General features: G+C 66.0%; 28 protein-coding genes. 20 read left to right on the top strand and 8 right to left on the bottom strand.

Annotation, left to right across the window (positions count from 1 at the left end):
• Positions 1-14 precede the first annotated feature (14 nt).
• From G6N36_RS25810 to G6N36_RS25785, 6 genes are all read left to right on the top strand, one after another.
• Positions 15-290 (top strand): hypothetical protein, encoded by a 276-nt coding sequence (locus G6N36_RS25810; protein WP_163689565.1) that lies wholly within the window; start codon positions 15-17, stop codon positions 288-290.
• A gap of 120 nt (positions 291-410) precedes the next feature.
• Entirely contained in the window at positions 411-602 is a 192-nt protein-coding gene (locus G6N36_RS25805; protein WP_163689564.1) for a hypothetical protein, read from the top strand.
• A 7-nt stretch (positions 603-609) separates the two neighbouring features.
• A complete protein-coding gene (locus G6N36_RS25800) occupies positions 610-1,824 on the top strand; it encodes a cupin domain-containing protein (protein ID WP_163690911.1) in 1,215 nt (404 codons plus the stop codon).
• Positions 1,821-2,705 (top strand): ferredoxin family protein, encoded by an 885-nt coding sequence (locus G6N36_RS25795; protein WP_163689563.1) that lies wholly within the window; start codon positions 1,821-1,823, stop codon positions 2,703-2,705. The genes G6N36_RS25800 and G6N36_RS25795 overlap by 4 nt, the downstream gene beginning before the upstream one ends.
• A 12-nt stretch (positions 2,706-2,717) precedes the next feature.
• Positions 2,718-3,242, top strand: a complete 525-nt coding sequence (locus G6N36_RS25790; RefSeq protein ID WP_163689562.1) for a hemerythrin domain-containing protein — start codon at positions 2,718-2,720, stop codon at positions 3,240-3,242.
• 51 nt (positions 3,243-3,293) lie between these two features.
• Positions 3,294-4,169 carry a hypothetical protein gene (locus G6N36_RS25785; protein WP_163689561.1) on the top strand — a complete coding sequence of 292 codons (876 nt, stop codon included), beginning with the start codon at positions 3,294-3,296 and terminating at the stop codon, positions 4,167-4,169.
• A 26-nt stretch (positions 4,170-4,195) separates the two neighbouring features.
• On the opposite strand, the gene G6N36_RS25780 is transcribed toward G6N36_RS25785, so the two are convergent.
• Both G6N36_RS25780 and G6N36_RS29560 read right to left on the bottom strand, forming a co-directional pair.
• Entirely contained in the window at positions 4,196-4,414 is a 219-nt protein-coding gene (locus tag G6N36_RS25780; RefSeq protein WP_163689560.1) for a hypothetical protein, read from the bottom strand.
• Between the two features lie 82 nt (positions 4,415-4,496).
• Positions 4,497-5,114: a VldE C-terminal domain-containing protein gene (locus G6N36_RS29560; protein ID WP_179964871.1), complete on the bottom strand. Its 618-nt coding sequence runs from the start codon at positions 5,112-5,114 to the stop codon at positions 4,497-4,499.
• A gap of 281 nt (positions 5,115-5,395) precedes the next feature.
• On the opposite strand from G6N36_RS29560, the gene G6N36_RS25770 reads away from it, so the two are divergent.
• Positions 5,396-6,673: an alpha/beta hydrolase gene (locus G6N36_RS25770; protein WP_163689559.1), complete on the top strand. Its 1,278-nt coding sequence runs from the start codon at positions 5,396-5,398 to the stop codon at positions 6,671-6,673.
• Positions 6,674-6,790: 117 nt separating this feature from the next.
• Here G6N36_RS25770 and ponA2 read toward each other — a convergent pair whose 3' ends face one another.
• Positions 6,791-9,298, bottom strand: a complete 2,508-nt coding sequence (gene ponA2 / locus G6N36_RS25765; protein ID WP_163689558.1) for a transglycosylase/D,D-transpeptidase PonA2 — start codon at positions 9,296-9,298, stop codon at positions 6,791-6,793.
• A gap of 472 nt (positions 9,299-9,770) precedes the next feature.
• On the opposite strand from ponA2, the gene G6N36_RS25760 reads away from it, so the two are divergent.
• Entirely contained in the window at positions 9,771-10,481 is a 711-nt protein-coding gene (locus tag G6N36_RS25760; protein WP_163690909.1) for a M15 family metallopeptidase, read from the top strand.
• Between the two features lie 19 nt (positions 10,482-10,500).
• Here the strand turns inward: G6N36_RS25760 and G6N36_RS25755 are convergent, their stop codons facing one another.
• Positions 10,501-11,709, bottom strand: coding sequence for an NAD(P)/FAD-dependent oxidoreductase (locus G6N36_RS25755; protein WP_163689557.1), 1,209 nt, complete (start codon positions 11,707-11,709; stop codon positions 10,501-10,503).
• 68 nt (positions 11,710-11,777) lie between these two features.
• On the opposite strand from G6N36_RS25755, the gene G6N36_RS29995 reads away from it, so the two are divergent.
• From G6N36_RS29995 to G6N36_RS25740, 4 genes are read left to right on the top strand one after another with little or no spacing between them, the layout of a single operon-like run.
• Entirely contained in the window at positions 11,778-12,563 is a 786-nt protein-coding gene (locus G6N36_RS29995; RefSeq protein ID WP_235690177.1) for a DUF6636 domain-containing protein, read from the top strand.
• Between the two features lie 40 nt (positions 12,564-12,603).
• The gene (locus G6N36_RS29990) at positions 12,604-13,239 is read left to right on the top strand and encodes an MFS transporter (RefSeq protein WP_235690176.1); all 636 of its coding nucleotides are present in this window, start codon (positions 12,604-12,606) and stop codon (positions 13,237-13,239) included.
• A 45-nt stretch (positions 13,240-13,284) separates the two neighbouring features.
• Positions 13,285-14,130, top strand: a complete 846-nt coding sequence (locus G6N36_RS29985) for an MFS transporter (protein ID WP_235690175.1) — start codon at positions 13,285-13,287, stop codon at positions 14,128-14,130.
• A gap of 11 nt (positions 14,131-14,141) precedes the next feature.
• Positions 14,142-15,017: a formylglycine-generating enzyme family protein gene (locus G6N36_RS25740; RefSeq protein WP_163690908.1), complete on the top strand. Its 876-nt coding sequence runs from the start codon at positions 14,142-14,144 to the stop codon at positions 15,015-15,017.
• Positions 15,018-15,034: 17 nt separating this feature from the next.
• Here G6N36_RS25740 and G6N36_RS25735 read toward each other — a convergent pair whose 3' ends face one another.
• Positions 15,035-15,454 carry a hypothetical protein gene (locus G6N36_RS25735; protein WP_163689556.1) on the bottom strand — a complete coding sequence of 140 codons (420 nt, stop codon included), beginning with the start codon at positions 15,452-15,454 and terminating at the stop codon, positions 15,035-15,037.
• A 131-nt stretch (positions 15,455-15,585) separates the two neighbouring features.
• Between G6N36_RS25735 and G6N36_RS25730 the strand changes: the two genes are divergently transcribed.
• Positions 15,586-16,389, top strand: a complete 804-nt coding sequence (locus G6N36_RS25730) for a TspO-related membrane protein (protein ID WP_235690174.1) — start codon at positions 15,586-15,588, stop codon at positions 16,387-16,389.
• On the opposite strand, the gene G6N36_RS25725 is transcribed toward G6N36_RS25730, so the two are convergent.
• The 3 genes from G6N36_RS25725 to G6N36_RS25715 all read right to left on the bottom strand — a co-directional run bounded on the left by G6N36_RS25725 (position 16,374) and on the right by G6N36_RS25715 (position 17,994).
• Positions 16,374-16,793 carry a pyridoxamine 5'-phosphate oxidase family protein gene (locus G6N36_RS25725; protein WP_179964870.1) on the bottom strand — a complete coding sequence of 140 codons (420 nt, stop codon included), beginning with the start codon at positions 16,791-16,793 and terminating at the stop codon, positions 16,374-16,376. The genes G6N36_RS25730 and G6N36_RS25725 overlap by 16 nt on opposite strands.
• A gap of 43 nt (positions 16,794-16,836) precedes the next feature.
• Entirely contained in the window at positions 16,837-17,697 is an 861-nt protein-coding gene (locus G6N36_RS25720) for a transglutaminase-like domain-containing protein (protein ID WP_163690907.1), read from the bottom strand.
• Between the two features lie 78 nt (positions 17,698-17,775).
• The gene (locus G6N36_RS25715) at positions 17,776-17,994 is read right to left on the bottom strand and encodes a DUF3072 domain-containing protein (protein WP_163689553.1); all 219 of its coding nucleotides are present in this window, start codon (positions 17,992-17,994) and stop codon (positions 17,776-17,778) included.
• Between the two features lie 264 nt (positions 17,995-18,258).
• On the opposite strand from G6N36_RS25715, the gene G6N36_RS25710 reads away from it, so the two are divergent.
• The 7 genes from G6N36_RS25710 (at position 18,259) to G6N36_RS25680 (ending at position 25,356) form a co-directional block, all read left to right on the top strand.
• Entirely contained in the window at positions 18,259-18,609 is a 351-nt protein-coding gene (locus G6N36_RS25710) for a WXG100 family type VII secretion target (RefSeq protein WP_163689552.1), read from the top strand.
• Between the two features lie 3 nt (positions 18,610-18,612).
• The gene (locus G6N36_RS25705; RefSeq protein ID WP_163689551.1) at positions 18,613-20,898 is read left to right on the top strand and encodes a TPR repeat domain-containing protein; all 2,286 of its coding nucleotides are present in this window, start codon (positions 18,613-18,615) and stop codon (positions 20,896-20,898) included.
• 5 nt (positions 20,899-20,903) lie between these two features.
• Positions 20,904-21,761, top strand: coding sequence for a hypothetical protein (locus G6N36_RS25700; protein WP_163689550.1), 858 nt, complete (start codon positions 20,904-20,906; stop codon positions 21,759-21,761).
• A gap of 77 nt (positions 21,762-21,838) precedes the next feature.
• Entirely contained in the window at positions 21,839-22,804 is a 966-nt protein-coding gene (locus G6N36_RS25695) for a metal-dependent hydrolase (RefSeq protein ID WP_163689549.1), read from the top strand.
• 5 nt (positions 22,805-22,809) lie between these two features.
• Complete coding sequence (locus G6N36_RS25690; RefSeq protein WP_235690173.1) at positions 22,810-22,989, top strand: ferredoxin; 180 nt, start codon at positions 22,810-22,812, stop codon at positions 22,987-22,989.
• A 4-nt stretch (positions 22,990-22,993) separates the two neighbouring features.
• Positions 22,994-24,184: an NAD(P)/FAD-dependent oxidoreductase gene (locus G6N36_RS25685; protein WP_163689547.1), complete on the top strand. Its 1,191-nt coding sequence runs from the start codon at positions 22,994-22,996 to the stop codon at positions 24,182-24,184.
• 5 nt (positions 24,185-24,189) lie between these two features.
• Entirely contained in the window at positions 24,190-25,356 is a 1,167-nt protein-coding gene (locus tag G6N36_RS25680; RefSeq protein WP_163689546.1) for an FAD-binding domain, read from the top strand.
• Positions 25,357-25,485 lie beyond the last annotated feature (129 nt).

Below are 25,485 nucleotides of genomic sequence, written 5' to 3'. Positions count from 1 at the left end.
GGCATCCGGGCAGCATGAACAAGCTGACCCGGCTCCGGCGTGCAGAAAAACGGATCGTCAAAGCCCAGCGGCGCATCTGGCTCGCTCAGGCGTTGGCGTGGCCGACCGTGATCGCGGCCGGGGCGACGTCGGTGGGTGTACTGGTGTGGTTCCTCCGACGACCCTCGGCAGGTAATCGCCATGAGATGCCCGACCTGCCGGGCGCCCATGAGGAGGGCACCGTGCACGTCGAGCCAGACGGTCAGCTCACGCACACTTCAGCCGCGAGCGACGCGCGGGACACCATCTAGGCTCGCCGCTGATTCGCCCGCCCCGGCGCGAGGACGAAATAGGCGCCGCTGCGGCGTTTGGGCAGCGCTTGGCGGGTGAACACCCGAAGAGCATGATTGCAGCCCAAGAAAGGAATGATCATGACACTCGACGATGACGACATGACGACAGCAGGCGGTGGCGGCGGAGAAGGAACGGCCGACGGCGGCTCGAACCCCGAAGGCCACGACGGCGGCGCCGACGGAACCGCGGATGAGAAGGGCGGCGAAGGCACGGCCGACGGCGGCTCAAACCCCGAAGGCCACGACGGCGGTGCCGACGGAACCGCCTGAGGCCAGCATGCTGAGCCGGTGTGTGGCCACTGATACCGGTGCATTCGGCACCGACTATTGGGGCCGCCAACCCCTGCTCAGCCGCGCCAACGCGCTGCCCCGCGACTTCAGCGATCTCCTCTCACCCACCGCGGTTGACGAGCTGATCGCCGAGCGCGGGGTACGCGCGCCCTTCATCCGGATGGCCAAGACCGGCGACGTGCTCGCCCGCAGCTGCTACACCGGACCGGCCGGCTTCGGCGCCGAGATGCCCGACCAGGTCGACTCCGCCAAGGTGCTGGCCGAATTCGCCGCCGGCGCGACGATCGTCCTCCAGGGGCTGCACCGCCTGTGGCCCCCGCTGATCGACTTCGTCCGCGGCCTCACCGACGACCTCGGTCACCCCGTACAGGCCAACGCCTACGTCACCCCGCCGGACGCCCAGGGATTCGAGCACCACTACGACGTCCACGACGTGTTCGTCCTGCAAGTCGCCGGCGAGAAGCGCTGGACCGTGCACGAACCCGTGCACCGGCACCCGCTGGACTCACAGCCGTGGACCGAGCACCGCGAGGCCATCACCGCACGCATCGCCGACGCCCCGACCATCGACACCGTCCTGCAGGCGGGCGACGCGCTCTATCTGCCCCGCGGGTGGGTCCATTCCGCCCGATCCCTGGACACCACGTCGATCCACCTGACGATCGGAGTGTCGGCGCTGACATACCTCGACGTGGCACGCGCTGTCGTCGACACGCTCGCCGCCGACGAGGAGTTCAGGAAATCTCTACCCATGGGCATCGACGCCACCGACCGCAGCGAAATGGCCTCGACGACAAGCAAAGTCATGGCGCAGCTGGCCGACGTCCTACGCGATCGGGCCGCCGACCTCAGCGACAGCGCAGCCGCGCAGTTGTCGGACCGGCACGCCGAGCGGACCCGGCCCGTCGCCGTACGGCCCCTGGCGACTCTGGACGCCATCGACGCCGCAGGCGCACTGAGGGTGCGATGGCGCCACGGACTCATCGGCACGCTGGAGCACCTCGGCGAACAGGTTCGCCTCCGGCTGCCAGACAAGACCATCACGTTCCCCGACTCCTGCGCCACGGCGCTCGAGGCGCTGCAACACGGACTCGTCGCGGACGCCGAAGCACTGCCGGGCCTCGACCTCGCCGACTCCACCGTGCTCATTCGCCGCCTCCTCCGCGAGGCCGTCGTGGTCGCGGTCGAGGACGAAGATTGAGCCCCAAACGCACCCCGTGCAGCGACCAATCCCTGGCGCGCAACGACCCCATTTACGGCACGGCCGGCGCAGGACGGTCCTGGGCGATGCTCGAATTGTCCGGCGGCTGGGGGCAATCGGCCTTCCTCGACTCGCCCCTTCTCATCGGCCGCGAACTCGGGCGCAGCATCTGCCGCCGCATCGAAACCGAGGGCCTGCGCGTCACCGCGATCCGTCGGCCGGGACGCCGGGATGAGACGCCGCGCTGGCGATGGTTCATCGCGCACTGCGAGGAGGGCAGCGAGGCGCTCTACGCAGGAGAGGTCGACGACGCCCGCGGGTACCTGAACATCGCCCTGGACGGATCGGATGGCGAGCGGGTCGACGGCCCGCTGGTCGCGGTCTGCGCGCACGGCAAGCACGACCAGTGTTGCGCCGTGCGCGGACGCAGCGCGGCGTCGGCCATCGCGGCTGAGTACCCCGAAATTACCTGGGAATGTTCACATTTGGGCGGCGACCGGTTCGCCGCCACCATGCTCATCCTGCCCGAGGGCCTGTGCTACGGGCGCGTCGACTCGACCGACTCCGCCGGCCTGGTGGCCAAATACCTCGACGGCCGGCTGGACCACCGATATCTGCGCGGACGCACGTCGCTGCCCCACCCGGTGCAAGCCGCGCAGTACTTCGCGCGCGAGTCCCTGGACGAGGACCGCATCCACGCCCTGTCCCCGCTAAAGGTCGAACACGCCGAGCACCAGATCCGCATCGAGCTCCGCACCGACTCGGGATCGGTGAATGTCGTTCTCGCGGAGAAGATGTCGGAACCTCTGCTGTCCATGTGCCGCGCCACAGTGCCAGGCGCGGTGCGCACGTTCGAATTAGTGTCACTCTCGTCGGACTGAAAGGCTGTTCGCATGGCAGACATCATCGACCTGGTTTACGCCGACCATGACTGGTTTCGTCGTCAGTTCTTCCTGTTGGACGACGCGAAGTCCGACGCCGAGCTCGTCGCGATCTGGGACGCCCTCGGCGACCGCCTCGACGTCCACGCCGAAGCCGAGGAGGCCGTGTTCTACCCGGCGCTGCTCAAGCACGGCGGCAGCGAGGACCGCGGCAATCCCGAGGGTGACCCGGAAGACGAGACCGAAGACGCGATCACCGACCACAACGCGATCCGCGACGCGATTCGTCGCTCACGCGAATGCAAGCCGGGCACGGAGGAATGGTTCGACGCCGTGTTCGAGGCCCGCAAGCAGAACGGCGAACACCTCGACGAGGAAGAGCGCGAGGCGATGCCGGACTTCATCAAGAGCGCCTCGCTGGAGCTCCGGCATGAGTTGGCGTTGAAGTGGCTGCGGTTCTACGCCGATCGCGAGACGACGGTCAACGTCGACAACAGCGACAAGGACGCCGACGACTACATTGCCGAGCACTCCTGAGAGTGGCCGAAAAGTCGTCGACCGGACGCCCGACGAGGACACTATTCATTCGTGCACAAGGTCTGGATATTGCTACCGGTCGTTGGGGTCGTGGGTGCCATTGCGTTCGGGCTGCTGGCCGCCCTGAGCGATGACTACAAGGCCTACGGCGAGGTGCCCATCCCCGGCTCCGAGCGTCTACACCTGCCCGAGGGCGACGTGATGATCAGCTTCCACGCCATCATGCCTGACGTGCAAAACGACGAAAAACAAATGCCGCTCCCCCAAAACCTGGAACTGGTCATCACTGCACCGAGTGGGGCTGAGCAGCCCACCGTGAGCGAAGATCTCGGTAGCACCTTCGCTGGCGACAGCGAAGCGCACCGCCAGGTGAAAGTGGCCCACATCTTCGTTGCCGGCGACTACACGATCACCACGAACGGGACGGACAACCCGTCCGTGAGTCCGCGCCTATCGTTTGGTCACAGCAATCACTACAAATTGCTGCTCTGGATCTCCATAGGCCTGGCAGTCTTCGGTGGGGCGATCAGTACCCGGGCGATGAAGCGCCGAGCGCACACTGCATCCGACGCCGGCGGACGACCCGACGTATCGGTCGCTGGCGGACGACCCGAGGTATCGGTCGCCGACCTGCTTTCGTCCGGTCAGCGAGTCCGCGGAGTTCTGAGGGCGTTTCGCGACACCGGAGCAACCATGCGCAGCCAAGGCCTCACGCCTAGCCGACAGGAGTTCCTCGACTACCCCTACTACGCGTTGAAGGTGGAGCTTCGGTTACCCGACCGGGCTCCGGTGACAGGCCGCATCCAACAACCCGTACCACCCACCGAAGTGCCCAATCTGGCTGTCGGCAGGGAACTCAACTGTGCCGTGGACCCCGCCGACCCCAAACAACGGTTCGTCGTTGACTTCAGCACCCCGCCCGCGTGAGGCCGTACGCCGAGCACTCCTGAAGATCAGCCGCCGTCGTCGTCCATCGCGGAGCGCAGGAACGGCAGTATCCAGCCCGACAGCGGCCACACCGCCGCCAGCGCGAACGCGAACATCGCGCCGACGATCCCGGCGATCGCGCGGTGCTTGCGGCGACTCTCGTCAGCGAACGCGCCGCTACGCAGCAGCAGGAACGTGGTGGTCAGCCAGCCCGCCAAATAGAGGGCACCGAGCGCATATTTCATATGCCACCGTTGTACGCCCCCGCGGGGCAGGCGTCACTGCCGTTGGTCTACGGATCGGTACCGGCTGGCATCAGGCCGAATATCAGCGGAGGTAGGTCTGGCCATCCCGCGGATATCCGCCGCCGTCCGTCGCGATGTGAACATGGTCGAAATGGTTGGCTGTGTCTGAGCCGGCGTCCGACATCGCTCTTTTCGAGCCGTTGGGCCGATAGATGGTCTGCCTCCAGATCGCGTGATTCACGCCAAAGCGCTCCGCGTTGTTCAGGACGTACGCGAGCACACTGTCCCCGAGCGCTTTCCCGGCAGCCGAGCGAGCGTTCGGGATCATCACGTCGATCGCCAATCCATGCGGATGCCATTTCAAGGGATCCGACCGGACTCCGCCGATGTCGAGAATCTCGGGAAACTCCGCGCTGACCGAGCGTGCCGCCAAGATGGTTTTGACCTGGAGTCCGGTCTCCCGCGCAACGCTGGGGGGCAACGTGGGCGACACGGCCAAGCGGGCCGGTCCGGGACCGATCGGGGGCACCGCCACCAGCGCCGGTGTCGAAGTCGCGACTTCTGTGCAGCACGAGGCATCGTTACTGATCTGCGGATAACTGTCTGCCCCGACAGCCAACAATGTCGCGGCGGAGACGACGCCCGCAGTTACGGACGCCAGCGACCGTCGCGGCGTTTTGGCTAATCCGTGTCTTCCCATCGGACGCGCACCCTACCGACACGCCCGAGCCCGTTCAGCAACCGCCCAGAGAGCTTGTCGTCTGATGACCGAGATGCGCCGCTGCGCCCTCCCAGCCGTGAAATCGCAGTTCACAAGCGTCAGATCGGCGAATTCTTTACGACGCCCGACCGAGTGGCACCACCGAATCTAGTGGCGTGCGTTAAAGATCAGCTGATGGTGTGACATTCGACAAGTTCGTGCCTGAGCCACGAATCGGCAACATCTTCGACGCAGCGACCACCGCCTCGTATCGTGACCGAATGCAGAAGACCCGAGCCGCTCACGTCGCCCGGCAGGTCGGGGCGTTGGCCGTCGCGGCACTGACCGCCGCTTCGACACTGAACGGATATCGCCCACTGGCGCGAAAGGGATACCCGTCGATCTTTTCGTGGGCGTTCGGTCTCGTGGTGACCGAGTTCCCGTTGCAGACACTCGTGAGCCAGCTCGTCGGACTGCTACTGACCGCGCGCCGCCTCACGCGTCCGGTGCGCAGGACGGCGTGGATCGTGGCCGGCTTGTCCGCGTTGGGTCTGCTGAACTTCAACCGGGCCGGCCACCAGGCCTCCGCCCCACTGACCGCCGCCCTGGACGACGGCCTGGGGCCACATCGACGCACCAACTCGGATGGTTTGTGGCGTCGGCCGGCAGGCGACGGCACCGCCAAGAGACCCGGCGCCCTGCGGATGCTGCGGATCTATCGCGACTACGCCCACGACGGCAACATCAGCTACGGCGAATACGGTGGCGCCAATCATCTCGATATCTGGCGACGACCCGACCTCGACCGAAACAGCAAGGCGCCGGTGCTGTTCCAGATTCCCGGCGGTGCGTGGACCACCGGCAACAAACGCGGACAGGCGCATCCGTTGATGAGCCATCTTGCCGAGCTCGGCTGGGTCTGCGTGGCGATCAACTACCGGCACAGCCCACGCAACACGTGGCCCGACCACATCGTCGACGTCAAGCGCGCCCTCGCATGGGTGAAGGCACACATCGCCGAGTACGGCGGCGACCCCGATTTCGTCGCCATCACCGGTGGCTCGGCCGGTGGCCATCTGTCCTCGCTGGCCGCGCTGACGCCCAACAACCCTCGGTTCCAACCCGGGTTCGAAGACGCCGACACCCGTGTCCAGGCCGCGGTCCCGTTCTACGGCGTCTACGACTTCACCCGCTTCGAGGATGCGATGCATCCGTCGATGCCCGAACTGCTCGAGCAGATGGTCGTCAAACAAAGGCTTTCGACGAACCGACAGCCCTATGTCGACGCATCGCCGGTGACCTATGTCTCCGCCGACGCCCCGCCGTTCTTCGTCTTGCACGGCCGCAACGACTCGCTTGTTCCCGTCGAGCAGGGGCGGGGCTTCGTCGAAAGGCTGCGAGAAGTCAGCACACAACCGGTCGTGTACACCGAACTGCCGTTCACCCAGCATGCTTTCGATATTTTCGGTTCGGCCCGCGCCGCGCACGCAGCTGTTGCCGTCGAGCAATTCCTCGCCGAGATCTACGCGCGTCGTGCGCTCGACAACGTCGCGGTCTAGACGTCTTTCGACCGTGTGGCTGTGAACGACACGACACTCGCCATTTCTCGCTGAGACGCGCAGGTTGACCGTGTACTCGTTGCTCACGCCGTGGATCTACAGCCGGCCGGCGCACATCTAGGGCGGCGGAGGCGGTGGCGGCGGCCCCGGTGGCGGCGGGGGTGGCGGCGGCCCCGGGGGCGGTGGCGCGCCCGGTGGCGGTGGTGGTGGTCCCAAGATGATCGGCGGCAACCCCGGAATCTCGATGACCATCGGGTTGACTGCCGGCGGTGGTGGAGGCGCGCCGGGCGGCGGTGGGGGCGGCTCGACCGGCCGCGGCGGCGGTGCCGGCGCTACCCCGTTGCTGATGTTGATGGTGATGATCGACCCCGGAATCGTCTGACCGCTTGGCGTCGTCCCGACGACTGTTCCGTATCGAGCCGAACTGTTCACCGAGGACGGCTGGTCCGCCACCTGAAAGCCCGCCTCGCGCAACCGCTGACGCGCCGCATCGACCTTGAGGCCGGTGACGCTGGGCACCTTGCCACCCGGCGCGCCTTCGACATAGCGCGGATCCGTCGGCGGAAGGCGCACCTCGCCGAAGTCGGTGGCGATCGGCTTCATCGCAGTGAACCAAGCGCGAGCAGGCTCGTTGCCGCCAAACAAGTCCCCATTACCGCACTCGCGCAACGGAAATGAGCAGATGCCTGACGGCGTAGTGGAATCTGCGAAGATGTAGTTCGCCGCCGCGTACTGATTGGTGAAGCCGAGAAATCCCGCCGACCGATGCGACTCCGTCGTCCCCGTCTTGCCCGACAGCGGCAGCGACCACCCCGTCGACGCGGCCGCGGCTGCTGCGGTGCCCGGGCTCTGATCGTCCTTGCTCAGCGCATTGGCGAACGTGTTCGCGAGCCCCTCGGGCACCGCCTGGTCGCACGGCTGACTGTCGACCGTCACCTCATTGCCGTAACGGTCGAAGATCTTGTCGACCGGGTTCGGCGGGCACCACACACCGCCAGACGCCAGCGTCGCCGCCACATTCGCCAACTCGAGCGCGTTCAGCTGAAACGGTCCTAACGTGAACGACCCGATGTTCTGCCTCTTGATGAAGTCGGCCAAGCTTTCGTTACTCTTGGGGTCGTACGCCCGCGCCGTGCCGGGCAGCGCGTACGACCGCAGCCCCAGTCGCACCGCCATGTCGACGGCGCGCGGAACACCCACCTGCTGAATCAATCTCGCGAAGGCTGTGTTCGGTGACGTCGCCAGCGCGTCGGTGACATTCATCGAGCCGCGGTAATTCCCAGCGTTTTTCACACACCACGTCTCCTTCGGGCAGCCCGGAGTATCGCTACTGCCGAGGCCCCTGGCCTGGACTGAGCCCGGCACCTGCAACTGATTGTTGATGCCCATGCCCATTTCGAGCGCCGCCGCCGTGGTGAACACCTTGAAGATCGAGCCTGCGCCGTCGCCCACGAGTGAAAAAGGCTGTTGCTGCACCGTTTCGTGGGCGTCGCCGTTGAGTCCATAAGTGCGACTGCTGGCCATCGCCACGACGCGATGGGTGTCCTTGCCGGGCTTGATGACGCTCATCACGCTGGCCACCCCGTCGAGCGTCGGACTGGCGAACTCGTCGATCGCCGACTTGACCGAATCCTGCACCTTCGGGTCGAGAGTCGTGCGAATGACGTAACCGCCGCGTGCCACCTGCTCCTTGCTGATGCCTGCCTTGGCCAGGTAGTCGAGGACGTAGTCACAGAAGAAGCCGCGGTCCCCGGCGGCAACGCATCCGCCCGGCAGCTGGCGCGTCCGGGCCAGCACACCCAACGGTGCGACCTTGGCGGCACGCAGTTCGTCGGCCTGCGCAGGCAGATTCTCGATCATGGTGTCCAACACCACGCTTCGCCGTTCCATCGCGGCCTGGGGATTGTTGTACGGGTCGAAGATGCTGGTGGACTTCACCAGTCCCGCCAGCAGCGCGGCCTGCTGCCAGTTCAGGTCCGACGCATTGACGCCGAAGTACGTCTGCGCCGCATCCTGCACGCCGAATGCGCCGTTGCCGAAATACACCAGATTCAGATACCTGGTGAGGATCTCTTCCTTGGACAGCGTCTTGTCGAGCGCAAGCGCCAAGCGCATCTCACGCAGCTTGCGCGCGGGCGTCAACTCGACAGCGGCCCGCCGCTCGGCGTCGGTCTGAGCCGTCACCAGCAACCGGAAGTTCTTCACGTACTGCTGTTCGATGGTCGAGCCGCCGCGGGTGTTGATGTTTCCGGTGAGGTAGCCGGAAACACCGGTCAGCGTGCCTTGCCAGTCCACGCCGTTGTGCTCGGTGAAACGCTTGTCTTCGACCGAGACGATCGCCAGCTTCATCGTGTTGGCGATCCGATTGGAAGGCACTTCGAACCGGCGCTGTGAGTACAAGCGCGCGATCGGCTTCCCTGCCGCATCCACCATTGTCGTGACCAGTGGGACGTCGCCCTGCAGCAGCTGTGCCGAGCCGCTTGTGACGACGTCGGCAGCCCGGTTCGAAACCAGCCCCATACTGCCGACCAATGGAAACAGCAGTGCGGCTACCAGTGCACCGGCAGACAGACAACACAAGGTCAGTTTCACGACGGCGTCCCACACCGATCGGTGCTCCCCCATGCACACAGATTAGTGAGCCGCCGACCGCACGGCGCTCATATCGAAGACGAATCGTCACCACCGTCAACAAGTCGTTATACCGACGTTCATTCGCAATGCAGCCTGTATCGAACAGTGACCAATGCCGCGAGAAATGGCCGTAACGTTTTCGGCTTATTGCCGAAGCGAACCATGGGGGCAAGTTGGCTTTTCCGTGGGAACTGAACATCGATCAGCGTGATACAAAGCGTGTGCGACCGACTCGCCGGCCCCGCCGAGGGAGTCGTCGGGTGGCACGTCGGGGTGGCCATCACTGTGCCAAGCTCCGAGCGACAAAGTCGCTGTAGCCGGGAGGGCCCGTAGTACTTCAGCGACAACGTCGTTCGAAGGTTGGCACACCGCACAGTGGCTAGGCGGCCCCCGGCGCAGTGGCCGAATTGATGACTCACACCTCTAGACGCGGGCGTCGCTACTACCGTCGTTTCGAGTGAAGATGCCACGGTGGATCGCGACGCTGGCGATCGCGACGGCTGCCGGTGCCGTTCTTGTCCAGTGCGGCTCGACGCCGACTCGAGTTGAGTCGCCTCCTCCAGCTACGTCACCACCTTTTGTCGCCCGCGCGACACCGCCTACCACGCGCACGTCACCGCCCCCTGCCACCGTTCGCCCGGTCAGTGTCGCCGAACTCGGCCCAAGCTGGCGGCCCGACTGCCCCGTCGCTCCTGAGCAGCTGCGCCGGATCGACGTCAACTATTTCGGCTTCGACGCAAAAATTCACCGCGGGTCAGTGATCGTGCACGAAGAGCTAGCGGCGGAAGTCGTGGCGATCTTCGAGCAGCTGCTTCGACTGCGCTATCCGATCGAGAAGATGCGCACCGTGGACAACTATCCGGGCGCCGAGGATGAGTTGTCGATGCAAGACAACAACACCTCCGCGTTCAACTGTCGAGGCATCCCCGGGGCCAGTCGCTGGTCGGAACACGCCTTCGGTCGAGCCATCGATCTCAACCCCTTGCTCAATCCCGCCATCCATCAGTCGGGTCTCCTCGAACCGAAGACGGCCGCGCCCTACCTGGACCGCAGCCGCATAGTTCCGGGGCTGCTGCACGCTGGCGACCCGGCCGTACGCGTGTTCACCGACCGCGGTTGGCAGTGGGGTGGCGAGTGGCAAGACCCCGTCGACTATCAGCACTTCGAGCGCTGAGGCATTTCGCGGCCGAACGTCAGAGTCGCCCTTTGAGGATGAGATTCCAGTACATCTGCGGCAGGGCGTAGCGGTCGAACGCCCAGGCCGATCGGCGCGGCTTCAGCGGATCGAGAAACGACGGCAATGAGCTCCTCAGCGATCCCGTCCGGTCGAACTCGCCGAACATCAGCCGGCGTTCATCGGTCGCGATCGGCGCGACCGTGTACCCGTCATACTCCCGGAACCGACCACCGCTGCGCGCCGCCATCAGGTTGTCGACCAGGATCGCCGACTGCTGCCGGATCGCTCCGCCCGACGGATCCGTACGCACGTTCGCGGCGTCGCCCAGCGCCCACACATTGGCGTGGACGCGGTGCCTGAACGTCTTCGGGTCGATGTCGACCACTCCGTGCGCGTCACGGTCGGCCAGACCCGACTCCTCGATCCATCGCGGCCCGCGAAACGGCGGGACGAGATGCAACAGGTCATACGGCAGCTTCTGCTCGACACCGTCGCCCACACGGACCGCCAGCTTCCGTTCTGCGGCCTGCACTCCAGTCACGGTGGCGTTGTTCAGCACCTGTACGCCGATGTCCTCGAGACAGCGCCGCAGCCGGCCGTCGATCTCCGAGACGCCCAGCAGGTCCGGTCGATCGACGACCAGCGTGATGTCGATGTCATCGATGCACTCCATCCGCCGCCAATACGACGCCGCCAGGAACAGCGGCTTGAGCGTGGTACCGGTGCAGCTCACCGGCGGCCGCGGGACAGTGAACACGGCATGCCCCGCCACCATGGACTCCACCAGCTGCCACGTCTTCTCGGCGTGGTCGAGATAGTTACTCGCCACCGCTTCGGTGTCGAGGACGGTGAACACGTCGGCCAGCTCGGCCTCATCGGGGACGAGTCCGGGCGCGAGGACCAGGTCGGTGTAGCGATAGACGCGGCCACTCCTGCATCGAACCGTCTGCAGTTCGGTATCCACGCCGACCGCGGAGTCCTGCACCCACGTGCACCCATCCGGGATCACCGACTCTTGTGTGCGCTCGGCGCTGCTGCGCGACGCCTGCCCGCCGCCGACATACGACAACAGCGGCCGATAGGTGTGCACCGCAAGCGGTTCCACCACCCCGACGCTGACGACCCCGCGCCGCAGCAGACGAGCGGCCACGCTGAGCCCGGCGTTGCCGCCGCCGACGACCAGGACGTCGAAGGAACCCTCGCTGTGCTCCGGTGTGACCTCCATAGGCGAGCATTACCCGGTTCGGCGCCCGCCAATCGGCGCGAAATCTTACGACCGCACCATCGGTTTTCATGAAGGTACGAAGGGCACACTGTGATCGTGGTTCGTCCGGGGGCTCGAGCGAACGCGCTGCAAGGTTTGAGTGGGAGACCGTATGCGAAGTCGTCGAGGTCGAGGATCAGCGCCGCTGGGTGTGGAATGTGTTGGGCATCGAAGGCATTGCCGCGACATGGGGTTTCGAAGTCGAACCCGCCAGCGACGGCGTGCTCATTCGCCAGTGGGCCCGACTGGGACCGGGCACGTCCGGACTGACTATCGGGATCGCGAACCAACCCAACAAGGAGGCCCGCATCGTCGCGCGCCGACTGTCCGAGTGGCTGCAGAACATGCAGGCCAACCGCGAGTGGATCCGGTCGCACGTCGAGACAGTGACCGTCACCGCGCCCGCACCTGCGACCGTGACCATCACTCAACCCAAGGCCACCCCCGGCGTGAACATCGAGCCGATCAACGGTCCGTTCCAGTCGCCGTCGGGCAACATCCGCTGCACGACATTCGACTCCGACGGCCGCAACACCGTGCGCTGTGAGGTCGTCGAACATGTGTGGCAGGCCCCGCCCCGGTCCCCTGACTGCCAACTGAACTGGGGCGACCGGGTTGAGTTGACCGAGGACGGCGCCGCGGTCTTCAGCTGCTACGGCCAGAACCTTCCCGACCCGCAGGCCACCCTCGACTACGGCAAGGTCGCCACCTTCGGTTCCATCTCGTGCACCAGCGAGACCGTCGGAATCATGTGCCTGGACAACGACACCGGCCACTTCTTCAACGTGTCGCGCGACGCATATCAGGTCGGCTGATCCTGCTGCTGGTGAGCGTGCGGCCAGTAGCATCCACTCGGTGTCCACCGATTCCCCCGCTGAAACAGGCGATCGCCACGCGTCGGGGCTAGCCGCCGTGATGACGGTGGCCGCCATGGGCATCGGTTACGGCATCGCCATCGGCGACCCCACCACGCTGTCTGCCAACCTGCAGGTTGTTTCCGCTGGCCTGCACATCACGGGCACCACGTCCACGTTCGTCGCCAGCCTGGCCACGCTGACCATGGCCGCCACCGTGCTGAGCGCCGGCGCCCTCGGCGATCTCTACGGCATGCGCCGCATGTACCTGCTGGGCCTGTCGGGCGTGATCGTGTTCAGCGCGCTCGCCGCCGCCGCGCCGGTGGCAGCGGTTCTGATAGTTGCTCGCGCCGGCGTCGGCGTGGCGTTCGCGTTCCTGATCGGGTTGTCGCTTGCGCTCACCAATGCGGTGTTTCCGCCGGGAAAGCGGGCCGCGGCCATCGCGGCCTACTTCGGTGTGGGCTACGCCATCGCCACGCCGATGCCCGCGATCAGTGGTGCACTCGGACACGCCATCGGCTGGCGCGCATGCTTTCTCGTGGTGCCGATCATCGCGATCCTCGGACTGGCGATCACATGGCGATTCGTGCCCGAAACGCTGCGTGCCACCCGCCGCCTCGACCTGCCCGGCCTGTGACTGTTCGCCCTCGCGCTGCTGGGCCTCATCTTCGGTACGTCCCGAATGGAGACCGGCATCGACCTGACCGGTCTCGCCTCCGTCGCACTCGGTGTCGTGGCGGGCGTGGGGTTCGTGATTCGAGAACTGCGCACCCCCGACCCGGCGCTCGACATGCGGGTATTCCGCTCCGGTCGGTTCAACGCGGCGGTAACGGCCGGAGTCATGTTCAACATCGTGCTCGGCGGGTCCATGGTGCTGCTGGCCTTCTACCTCGTGACGATTCGCAAGGAATCCCACGAGCTGTTCGGCTTCCTACTCATCCCCGCCACCGCGATGGCCGCAGTGGCCGCCACCGCGGCCGGTCCGGTGATCAGAAGCATCGGTCCCCGCGCGGTCATGATCACCGGCCTTCTCACCATGCTGGCCGGCCTGCTCGTGCTGAGGTTGTTCGACCTGAACACCGGGCGCACAGTCGTTTTCGTCACCGCAGCGCTGATCGTCGTCGGCGGTGCACTGGTCACCACCCCGCAGGCGACGATCATGATGAGTAGCGCGCCCGACGATCTCGGCGGCGCGGTATCGGCTGTCAAGAGCGCGGTCAACGAGGGCGGATACTCACTCGGCCCAGCCCTGTTCGCGCTCATCGGAATCAACCTCTTCCTGACCGACAGCGTGCACGACTTGTCCAAATCCGGCATCAGCCGTGCGGAGACGCGCGAAGCGTTGGTGACGGCGCATGGCGGCCAGCAGGCTCACCTCGTCAATCCCGAGCAGGCGCGACTGGTGGTGGAACAAGCGCCGCACAATGCGATCGACGCGATTCACACGCTGAGTCTGATGATGGCCATCGGGCCGGTCGTGGCGATCATTCTGGCGCTCTGGCTCATCAAGCCCGCCGCCAAATCGTGACGCCCGAGACGGTGCTGACCGAACTGATCGACGTGCCCGGAGGCTCGTTCCGCATGGGCTCGAATGACTTCTATCCCGAAGAGGCGCCTGCCCACACCGCCACCGTCGACGGATTCGCGATCGAGCGCCACCCGGTGACCAACGCCCAATTCGCCCAGTTCGTCGACGACACCGGTTACGTCACGATCGCCGAAAAGCCCTTGGATCCAACCCAATTCCCCGACGTACCGCCGGAGGATCGGGCACCGGGAGCGTTGGTGTTCCAGCCGACCGCCGGTCCTGTCGACCTGCGCAACTGGCGGTTGTGGTGGACGTGGATGCCCGGCGCGTGCTGGCGGCACCCCCGCGGACCGGAGTCGTCGATCGAGGACCTCGACGAGCATCCTGTGGTCCAGATCGCCTACCCCGACGCCAACGCCTACGCGCAGTGGGCCGAGCGGCGGCTACCCACCGAAATCGAATGGGAGTACGCGGCGCGGGCGGGGTCGACGTCGGTGTACCCCTGGGGCGACGCCGCGCGACCGGGCGACGAATTGATGGCCAACACCTGGCAGGGCCGCTTCCCCTACCGCAACGACGGCGCCGACGGCTGGACCGGCACCTCGCCCGTCGGCACGTTCGCCGCCAACCCGTTCGGACTCGTTGACATGATCGGCAACGTCTGGGAATGGACGACCACCCACTACCAACCGCGGCACCGCCCCGGCCGGCCCGCCAAATCCTGCTGCACTCCGATGCTCTCGGCCGACCCCGCGGTGATGCAGACCCTCAAAGGCGGCTCACACCTGTGCGCGCCCGAGTACTGCCACCGCTACCGTGCGGCGGCGCGGTCGTCGCAATCGCAGGACACCGCCACGTCACACATCGGGTTTCGCTGCGTGGTCTGATTCCGACCGGCGAGCGATCAGTACGGCGTGACGGTCGTTCCGTCGATGGAGATGTTCATTCCGTGGACGCTCTTGACGTTCGTCAGACGCGTCCCTTCGGTCGTCAACAGCAGGGCCCAGCCGTGGAACCGGTACGGGTTGCCGTTGACCATCGCTATCTCCTGGCCGGAGGTCGGACCGATACCACCTTCGGCCCAAGTGACCTTCCCGGCGGCGTCCACTGATGCGACGCGACTGTTGAGCGGAGCCCCAGCGAATCCCCCGGGGTTTTCGCACGCGGCCGCCTCCGCGGTGACCACGCAGCGCACGTTTCCGGCGGTGCGGAGGTACTGGGCGACGGGGTTGTAAGCGCCCGGCTGCGCCGAGACCGTCGGGGCAATCCCACCCCCCATTACCGCTGCGACCACCCCCAGAACTGCAGCCGATTGTCGTTTCATGAGATTTCCTTCAGCGCGCAGGCATCGTCGTCTCGGTGATTGTGCGCCATTGACGCCCCATATTTGTGCCGATTGGCATCCGCGAAGCGTCCGGCTCCGAATACCTGGTGAAGCGCATGAGAGGAAACCAGTTGACCACTGCACAGGCCAACAGCAGGGCACCGTCGGTGCGATCATGGCGGTGGATCGCCGCGCTCTTGGCGCTCACTCAGCTCGCCGCCCCGGTGATCGCGAGTGCGGTGGCTCCCGACTTCCTGAAATCGGGAGCCACGAACCAGGCACTCATCACGCCCTCCGGATACGCCTTCAGCCTGTGGGGACTGATCACCGTGTTGAGCGCGGCGACGGCGTTGGCCGTCCTGCGCTACGGCCTTGGCTCGTGGTGGGAGACGAGCGTGCTCGTCGACGCCAGCGTGGCGTTCATCGGATTCAGCGTCTGGCTCCTCGTGGCCGCGCAGGACTGGCTATGGGTCAGCGTCGTGGTGTTCGCGGTGATGGTGTCGGCGCTTATCCACATCATGCGACTGCTGGTGCGGCGGCGCCATGACCTGACCTGCCCGTCCTGGGTCGCGCTCCTGGCCACCGTGACATTCGGGCTGTACCTCGGCTGGAGCAGCATCGCGGTGTTCGCGAATGTCGCTGCAGCGCTTATCCAGAGCGGTGTCTCAGCATCGACCGCCTGGTGGCAGTTCGTCGTCCTGGCCATCGCGGGTGTCTGCGCGCTGATCCTGACGACGATGCTGCGCGGCACCCCCGGCTACGCGGCCGGAGTGGTGTGGGCGCTGGTGGCGATCGCGATCGGTGCTGCCGGCCGAGGCAGTACGTTCCTATCCGTGACGGCCGTCGTGGCCACCGTGCTCGTCGTCATTGCGGCAGTCGCGGCGATGCTTCGTCATGGGGGCCATCGCGCACGTCCGACTCATTCCTCTGAGTAATCGACACTTAGCCACCGCTGCGGCCGCATCCGGATGAGCACCGAGGTCGGGGTCAGGTTCGCGTCGGTGAACTGGTTGCCCGCCTCCTCGCCGAGATAACGGACGGCGATCGGGCGCGCATCGGCGTCGGTCGCGGGGCTGATGTCGGTGACGTCACCCTCGGCGGTGACGTACTTGTACGGCGGCTGCTCATCCTGGGCGGTGATCGAGAACCGGCCGGCATCGCGGATCAGCCGATGCTTGAGTGAGTCGGACTCGGTCCACAGCAGCACGTCGCCGCCGGGCTCATACCCGTACCAGATCGGGACACTCAGCGGGGCACGGTCTTTACGTTCCACCGCGATCACCCCGACGTGCAGATCGGACAGGAACTTCTCGCGGTCATCGCTGCTCATCTTGGCCATATACGGCCAAACCGCGTCCCGCCAGATCGCATTCCCGGGAGCGTCAGTGCAGCGAGACGAGGTCGTGCACGGAGTCCTGGGGCAGCGGTCCGTCGACGACGGCCGTCACCTCCATGTTCTTCAACGTGATCGCGCCCTTGTGGTTGTCGAGAAAAGCGGTGTCGGCGGCGTCGCGTCCGGTGGCGATGCGCACCATGGACTGCCGCGGAGACAGGCACGTCGCATCGACGACGCGCCAGACTCCCTCCACGTACGCCTCGGCGACCGCATGGAAATCCATCGGCTCACAACCGGGGGCGTACACCGCGACCAACCGAGCGGGCACGTTCACGGCGCGCAGCAGTGCGACCACCAGATGGGCGTAGTCGCGGCACACGCCCTCGCCCGCCAACACCGTGTCGGCCGCGCCGTCGATCGGGTCGCTGGATCCCGGAACGTAGTTCAGCCTGGTGCCCACCCACGACGACACCTTCTCCAGCAGGGTCTCCGAGTCGGCATACTCCGCGAATTCCGTTGCTGCGAAACCGAAGAACTTGTCGGCCTCGGCGTAGCGGCTTGGCCGCAGATACGTGATCAGGTCGATATCGTGCACCGGCGCGGGGTCGGCCTGCCCGTAGACCGTCGCCGTGTAATCGGCGGTGACGGTGCCCTCGGGCGCGGCAAAGCGGTGAATCCGCGTGCCGTGCTTGCCGATGACCTCGTCGGGGGTGACGGGCTTGCCGTTGCAGGTGAAGGTGAGCGACTCGGTCACGCGGGCACCGGGATGATCGGCGATGGCGATCTGGAACTCGAGCATGGTGGGCGACGTGACGGCCACTTCGAGGTTGGCACCGACGTCGCGCTTGAGTTCGATCGTCGGTGCCTCGTCCGTCGCGTCCGCTGTTGATCGTCGCCACTCAGGCATCTCAGCCATCGCGCACCACTTCCGTCGGGAGGATGTAACCCTAACGGCGTTCGCGGAGGTCGGCAGCTCGAGAAAGTGCTACGAGCTCCCCGACCGCCCGGTCTGCTGCTGCAACTCGTCGATGAGCTCGGAAGCCTGCGCCTTGGTCAGGTCGTCGGGGACATCGCGTCCCGCTTCCTGGGCCAGGGTACCGAGGTAACTGCGCTGCGGGCCGGTCATGGGCTCGTCGCCGGTCACCCACTCGGAGGTGTCCTTCTCGGCGTTCTCCATCGGGGCTTGCTGAGTGTCGTTGGTCATGGCCGCAGAATTACCATCGCACATGCGTTCGAAACATGCCCGCGCACGCAACGGCGAGCCAGCAAACCCACCCTGCCATAGATGAATGCAAGGAACGTGCGCAAACCGCGCGCCGAAACGGACCGCAGCGGATCGGATCGCCGAAAATTGCTGCAGCCGCACCCATACAGATCTCCGTGACCAGCGCCGACACCGAGCAGCACCGTGTGGGCCGAAAATTGGCGCACAGGGGGTGCTCCGACCAGTGGTAATGTTTCAGCAAACATGGAAGCTGCTATCTCGAGGGTGGGGTTGTTCGACATGGGCAAGAATCTGGAGGTCGATCCGGTCGAGGTGCGGATGGCCGCCGATCACGTCGATGTGGCCGCCGACGGCCTGCGTTCGGACCACGGCGTCGCACAGGAACGCATCGGCACCGCCCGGGCCGGCTGGATCGGGAACAGCGGCGACGCGCTCGCCAAGGTCGCCACCAAGTGGGAAGCAGACACCACCCGCCACTACAACGAACTCATCGCGCACGTCGAGGATTTCAAGTCGGCGGCGGCGAGCTACGTCGGCACCGACAACCAGCAGTCCACCGAAATCGAGAATGCGGGTCGGGATCTGGGGCTGTAATCCGTGGGGATAACGCTTGCCGACGTCCAGAATTGGCAACCCGAGCAGATCGACGAAGTGTCACAGGCGGCGGCGCAACGTGCCCGCACCAGTGGCGAAGCCGCCGAAACGCTGCGCAACCTTTCGGTGTTCGGGACGTGGAAGGGCGAAGCCGGCGAGGCCGCGCAGCAGGCCATCAACCAATCGGCCACCACCCTGTCCCTGTCGCAGAAGGAGGCCTTCCTCGTCGCGATGGGCGCCGGGAAAGCCGCCGGTGACGTCCGCAAGGTCAAGAACGATCTCCAAAGCCTGCTCGATTACGCCAACGCCGCGCCGCACGTCCAGATCGACCTGGCCACCAACACGGTCACACCGCCGGACACCACCGGCTGGACCGAAGAACAGATCGCGGAGCTGAGAGCGAAGATCGAACAGGTCGAGAACCGGATGGTGGCCGTGCTGGCCGCCGCCGAGGAAGCCGACGCCGACCTGGCGCGGGTGCTCACCGCCGCGACGGGCGGCGACCCCGGGCTTCCCGGAGAGCAGGGCACCAACGACGGACAGTCGCTGCAGGACGGCCAACTCACACCGGAGGAAATGGCGCGCCTCGAGGAGAACACCACCCTGACGCCTGAGCAGCAGGAGGCGTTGGTCCGCGGCGACCTGGTGCTGCCCAGCAGCCAGATGGAGTACCTCAACAACCTGTCGCGGTCGCTGGATGGCAAGAGCCCGGCCGAGATTCGCTCGATGATCGACCAGATGAACGCCAACGGCCAGAACGGCGGCGCCGTCGCGGACGCGCTGCAACTGCTCGGCAACGAAAACATCACCACCGCAGGCGATCCCGCGGAGGGCGTGCCGACGCAAGGCGGCATGGCGAACCTGCCGTCGGGTATCCGCGAGACGTTCGAGCGTCCGACGCGTGGGATTGCCGTGCCTACTCAGGGCACAAACGAGCAGGGCAATCCGACCATCGAGATGCCCGATTACGAGCATCCGTTCCCCGAATTGGACAACTATCGCGATGTCGCGGCGATCGTGTCGGCGGGCGACGCCAACCTGCAGCATGGGACGGCGCTGGACAAGGCCCTGCTGGACAAATCGGAAGAGGTCCTGCACGGCACGCACAACCCGCCGTATTACCCGTGGGCCGAAAACGTCGAATGGACACAGGAACGCATCGACCCGGCGGTGCAGGACATGCTCAACGCCGCCGGACGAGACCAGATGGCCGTGCACGGCGAACTCGTCGGCACCGGTGGGCAGCCACCCAATACCGCGTTCATCGAAGACCTGTTCACCCATCAGTGGGCGGACGACGGCGCCGCGGCAGGCACGCTGCTCAACGGAAGCGGCGCGGTTCCGACCGACCTCACCGATCCCACCCAGCTGGAGCAGGCCATCCGCTCCGGGCAGATCATGCACGCAGTCGACTCGTATGTCGGCGGCGACAACACGCCGAAGCTGCTCGACATCCCTGGCACCGACGGGCAATCGGTCGGCCAGGTCAACCCCGAACTCATCCAGGCACTCGCGGAGGCCAACAAGCCCTACATCGACGACATGCTCGGTAATTCCCTGGACGACAGCCAGGGTTTCCTCCCGCTCGATGACATGAAGAACCCGGAGATGCCGATCATGCGCGATCTGTTCGCCGTGATCGACACCAATGCTGACGCCGCCACCACCCTCAACAGCCAGGCCTATCTCAACGGACTTCAGTACCAAGCCAACTTCGAGCAGTCCATCATCGACGGCGGCACGGTCAACACCGGCGATCTGCAATCAGCGGGCACGTTGCGTGGCGTGATCGATTCCGCGGCCAACATCGCCGACAACGACGCCATCGCCTACGGCGACCAGCAGGAGGTGTTGGCTTACGAAAGCCGCGGCATGTGGTTCGACGTCGCCAAGACGATCGGCGGAGAGATCCCCGGCGTCGGCACGATCCTGGCGTGGGGCGACAAGATTCCTGGCGATCCGCTGCACCAGATCTTCGTCGGCGACGCCCCCGCGGGCGCCGACCCGACCTACATCGCCCAGCAGAGTTCCGAAATGATGCAGTACGCCGTGGCACAGCGGTTGATCGACGCCAACCTCGGCGACCCGTCCGTCTTTCAGCAATTCGGTCTGATCGACCCCGAGACCAACCAACTCAAGCCGATCAAGCAGGACGAATTCGGCGACTTCCGCTCCGCGTTCACGGATTACTTCATGGGAATCAACCCGACGGTGAAGATCGGTATCGAGGACTACGAGGACGCCTACCGGGACGCGCTGCCCACGCCGACGGGGCACACGGGAGGATAGCGAGCGTGAAATTGATCGGGCGGTGCTGCGCGGTGTTGCTGTTGACCGTGGTGGGGCTGACGGGGTGCCGCGCCGAGCAGCCGCCCGCGCCGACCTTCGCGAACTGGCCGCAGAGTCTGGCCGACTTCCGGTTCCGATGGGCGGCCGAGCCGGGCATCGACCTCGCGTCGGGCCCGGCGGTGCCGTTGCGCGCGTATCTGGAGTCGTATCGGATCGGGCAACTCACCGGCGACAACGGCGCCACTTACCCGGGCTTTGATCGGGCAGTGCCGGAATTGCCGGCTCCGAACTCAGATGCCCCCGCCCAGTTAGTGGCCATCCGACCGGTACCCGGCGCCGAGCAATTCGGTCCTCCCGCACCGTTCTACGGAAACGAGTACTTCCACATTCTGGAGATCACGCCGGTCGAGCGTGGTTACCGCGCCTACGTGTGCGACGGTCTGTACAAGATTTTTCGCGAAGGCGAAGAGCGGGAAAAGTACGTGTCCGTCGTCAAATACGCCGCGAATCACCGGGGCCTCAACGACGTCAACGGCATGAAGGTGTGGCGAGTCGAATTCACCGACACTCCGCCTGCCGCCGATGCGCCCGCGATGGTGACCGATCAACGCGGGCCCAACCCCGCACCCGCCGGGGACGTGTTCGGGCCGTGGCGCATCACCGCCGCCAGCGACTTCGCCTGGGGGACGGACATCAACCGCGAATTCACCTCCGACGAGTGGATCGATGGCGCCCGACGCACATCGCAATGCTCCGATCTGCTGCCCCATTGGCGCACCGAGCGTGACGCGAACATCGGGGCCACGCTCGACACGCCGCCGGACCCCGAGCCCGCGTCGCCCGGCTGGCCGGAGGCGGGCTGACCGGAGGTACGTATAGCCAATATTCGCCCCGGGTAGTCAACCTTCACCGACACTGCCGCTACCCCGGGGAGGAATCGATGCCAGAAGTCCAACTGCATCACGACGGGCACCCGAAATACCGCCGCATGGTGCGCTTCGACTGGTCGCAGACACCGCTGCACTGGGTGCCCGACGATCCGTTCGCGACGCACATGATCAACGTGCTGCACCTGCTGCTCCCCGAAGGTGAACGACACTTCATCAAGGCGGTCCTCGAGGCCTCGTCACTCATCGACGATCCCGAATTGGAGTCGGCGATCAAACCGTTCGTGCAGCAGGAGTCCTGGCATGCCTGGGCACACCAGGTCGTGCTGGACCATCTCGCCGAGCAAGGCATCGACACCAAGCCCTACACCGACCGCCTCGGACGCACCCTGTCCATCACGCTCGGCGACCCGCCCAAGCTGCTCCCGGCACGACTCCACAAATGGTGGCTCTATCGCCGACTGGCTGACGTCGCTGCGCTCGAACACTTCACCGCGATGCTCGGCCAGTGGGTGCTGCAGAACCGCACCCACGACGAGATCGGCACCGACCCGATGATGCTCGACCTACTGCGCTGGCACGGTGCCGAGGAGGTCGAACACCGCTCGTTGGTCTACGACGTCTACCAACACGTCAGCGGCAACTACGTCATCAGAGCCGTCTCGATGGTGATGACGACGCCGTTGTTCATCGGTTGGTGGATCGCCGGCGCGCGGTACCTGATGGCCGCCGACCCGACCATCGACCAGAAATGGCGCTGGCGCGACTGGGTGCGGGCCGCGCGCAAGGGCCTACTACCCGGACCGTGGACCCTGCTGGTGTCCGCGCCGCTGCGCTACTTGCGGCCCAGTCACCACCCCGACCACGAGGCCTCCACCGAGCAGGCCATCGAATATCTCGAGTACTCCCCCGCAGCGAAGGCCGCCCGCGAACGGGCCGGCGCCCGGCAACGACCGCAGGGTGCCGAGATGACCAGCGGTCAGCAGATCTCCGAGGCGGAAAGGGCTGGCGCACAATGAAAGTGATGGTCGATCTCGACACCTGCGATGGAAACGGTGTCTGCATGAGCATCTGCCACGAGGTGTTCGACGTGCAGGAGGACGGCCTGCACGTGCTGCAGGATCACCCGAGCGACGACCTGCGCCATCAACTCGAGGGCGCAGCAGTGTCATGTCCCACTCAGGCGATCACGGTGGAGGACTGACGCGATGCCCACCGACCTTCGCGAGATCGTCGTCGTCGGCGCGGGGCTCGCAGGAATGCGTGCCGCCGAAACGCTACGGCAGCAGGGCTACGACAGCGCGCTGACCGTCGTCGGCGACGAGCGCCACGCGCCCTACCACCGTCCGCCCCTTTCGAAGAAACTCCTCAGCGGGCAGATCCAACGGGCCGGCATCGACCTTGCGCTGCAGTTCGATTTCGACGCGCGGGTCCTGCGTGGCGCGTCGGCGCGCAAGCTCGACACGTCGGCGCGCACCCTTGAACTCGACGACGACGGCACGCCGGTGTCGCTGCACTACGACGGCCTCGTCATTGCCACCGGCGCCACCCCGCGCGCCTGGCCGGGCGGGTCGGTGCCCGACGGCGTCCTGCTGCTGCGCACCGTCGACGACTGCCTCGCGATTCGCGAACGACTCGCGGCACGGCCGCGGGTCGTGGTGGTCGGCGGCGGGTTCATCGGCGCCGAGGTCGCCGCGACGTGCCGGACACTCGGGCTCGACGTCACGCTGATCGAACGCGGGAATGGTCTGCTGCAGTCCGCGCTCGGCGCCGAGATGGCCGAGTGCTGGGCGAAATTGCACACCCAGCACGGGGTCGACCTCAGGGTCGGTGTCGACGTGCAGGGGTTCGTCGGCGAACGAAAGGTGGAAGGCGTCACGCTGAGCGACGGCTCGCGGGTTGCCGCGGACCTTGTCATCGTCGGGTTGGGCGTCACCCCCGCCACCGGCTGGCTCGAAGGGTCAGGGCTGCGCGTCGACGACGGTTTGGTGTGCGACGCGACCGGTGCGGTCGACGGGTGCGAAAACGTCGTCGCGGCGGGCGACATCGCGCGCTGGTGGCATCCGCGCTACGAACGCCACCTCCGCATCGAGCACTGGGACCACGCGGGACGCCAGGGCGAAACCGCGGCCCGGACGCTGCTGGGCGCTGCGGATGCCTACGACGGCCTGCCGTACTTCTGGTCCGACCAGTACGACGTCAAGCTTCAGATGCTGGGGGTGCCGACCGGCTACGACGCCTTCACCATCGTCGACGGTCGACCCGACGGCTGGGACTTCACCGGGGCCTACGGGCGCGAGGGCCACACCATCGCGGTGCTGTCGACGATCCCCGGCCGGGTCCAGGTCTACCGCGACGCGATTGCACAGGCGGCAGCCTTTCCACCGAGACCGGTGTAGCGCAGATGCGGGTCGCCATCAGCGGGGCCGGTGTCGCGGGCACAGCGCTCGCATACTGGTTGGACCGGGCCGGCCACACGCCCGTTTTGATCGAGCAGGCACCGCGATTCCGCACCGGCGGATACATGATCGACTTCTGGGGCGTCGGCTACCGCGTTGCGGAGCGAATGGGCATCGAGGAGCAGCTCTGCGAGCTCGGCTATGACGTGAACTGTCTGCGCTCGGTCGGCCGCGACGGCAAGGTCAAGTCAGAACTCGGCGTCGAGATCTTCCGTCGCATGCTCGACGACGATTTCATCAGCCTGCCCCGCGGCGATCTGGCTGCGGCGATCTACCGCACCATCGACGGCCGAGTCGAGGCCCGTTACGGCGACAGCATCAGCGCGATCAAGCAACTCGGCAACGGCGTCCGCCTGAGCTTCGAGCACGCCCCGCCCGAACAGTTCGACCTCGTCGTCGGCGCGGACGGGCTGCACTCGACCGTGCGGCGGCTGGAGTTCGGACCGGAGGGTGACTACCTGCACTATTTGGGCTGCCGGGTCGCCGCATGCGTGGTCGACGGCTACCGCCCCCGCGACGACCTCACGTACGTCACCTACAACACCATCGGCCACCAGATCGCCCGCTTTGCCCTGCGCGGCGACCGCACGATGTTCCTGTTCGTGTTCCGCTCCGAGGACAGCGGTGACGAGACCCCACCGAAACAGCGGCTGCGCAATGAGTTCGGCCACCTCGGCTGGGAGTGCCCCCAAATACTCGATGCGGTCGATGACGTCGAGGATCTCTACTTCGACGTGGTGAGCCAGGTCCGGATGGACCGCTGGTCGCGCGACCGAGTGCTGCTGATCGGCGACGCCGCGGGATGCATCTCGTTGCTCGGCGGCGAGGGCACCGGGCTGGCGATGACCGAGGCGTACGTCGCCGCCGGTGAACTCGTCCGCGCGGACGGCGACCACCGCCGCGCCTTCGACGCGTACGAGAGCCGGCTGCGTCCGCTGATCTCGTCCAAACAGGTCAGCGCCCAGCGGCTCGTCGGCTTCTTCGCGACGCGAACCCGCTTCGGGTTGTGGTTCCGCAACGTCGCCATCCGCACCATGAACTTCTCTCCAGTGGCGACGCTGTTCTCCGGCAGCGTGCGCGACGACATCGAACTGCCCGATTACGCCATCTAGGTCGCCGGTTCAGCTAATCGCCGAACGGTCGCACGACCCGATAAGAGCAGGTGATCAAGGTGACGCTGCACAATTGTGCAACGGTTTCCGTTGTCCATAAGTGCAGTTACTGACATGCACGCAAGATCA

Origin of the sequence: Mycolicibacterium gadium, assembly GCF_010728925.1 — a bacterium.
In the GTDB taxonomy this organism is placed as follows: Bacteria; Actinomycetota; Actinomycetes; order Mycobacteriales; family Mycobacteriaceae; genus Mycobacterium; species Mycobacterium gadium.
The sequence above is the reverse complement of the archived record's forward strand: the minus strand, read 5'-3'. Positions and strand labels throughout refer to the sequence as shown.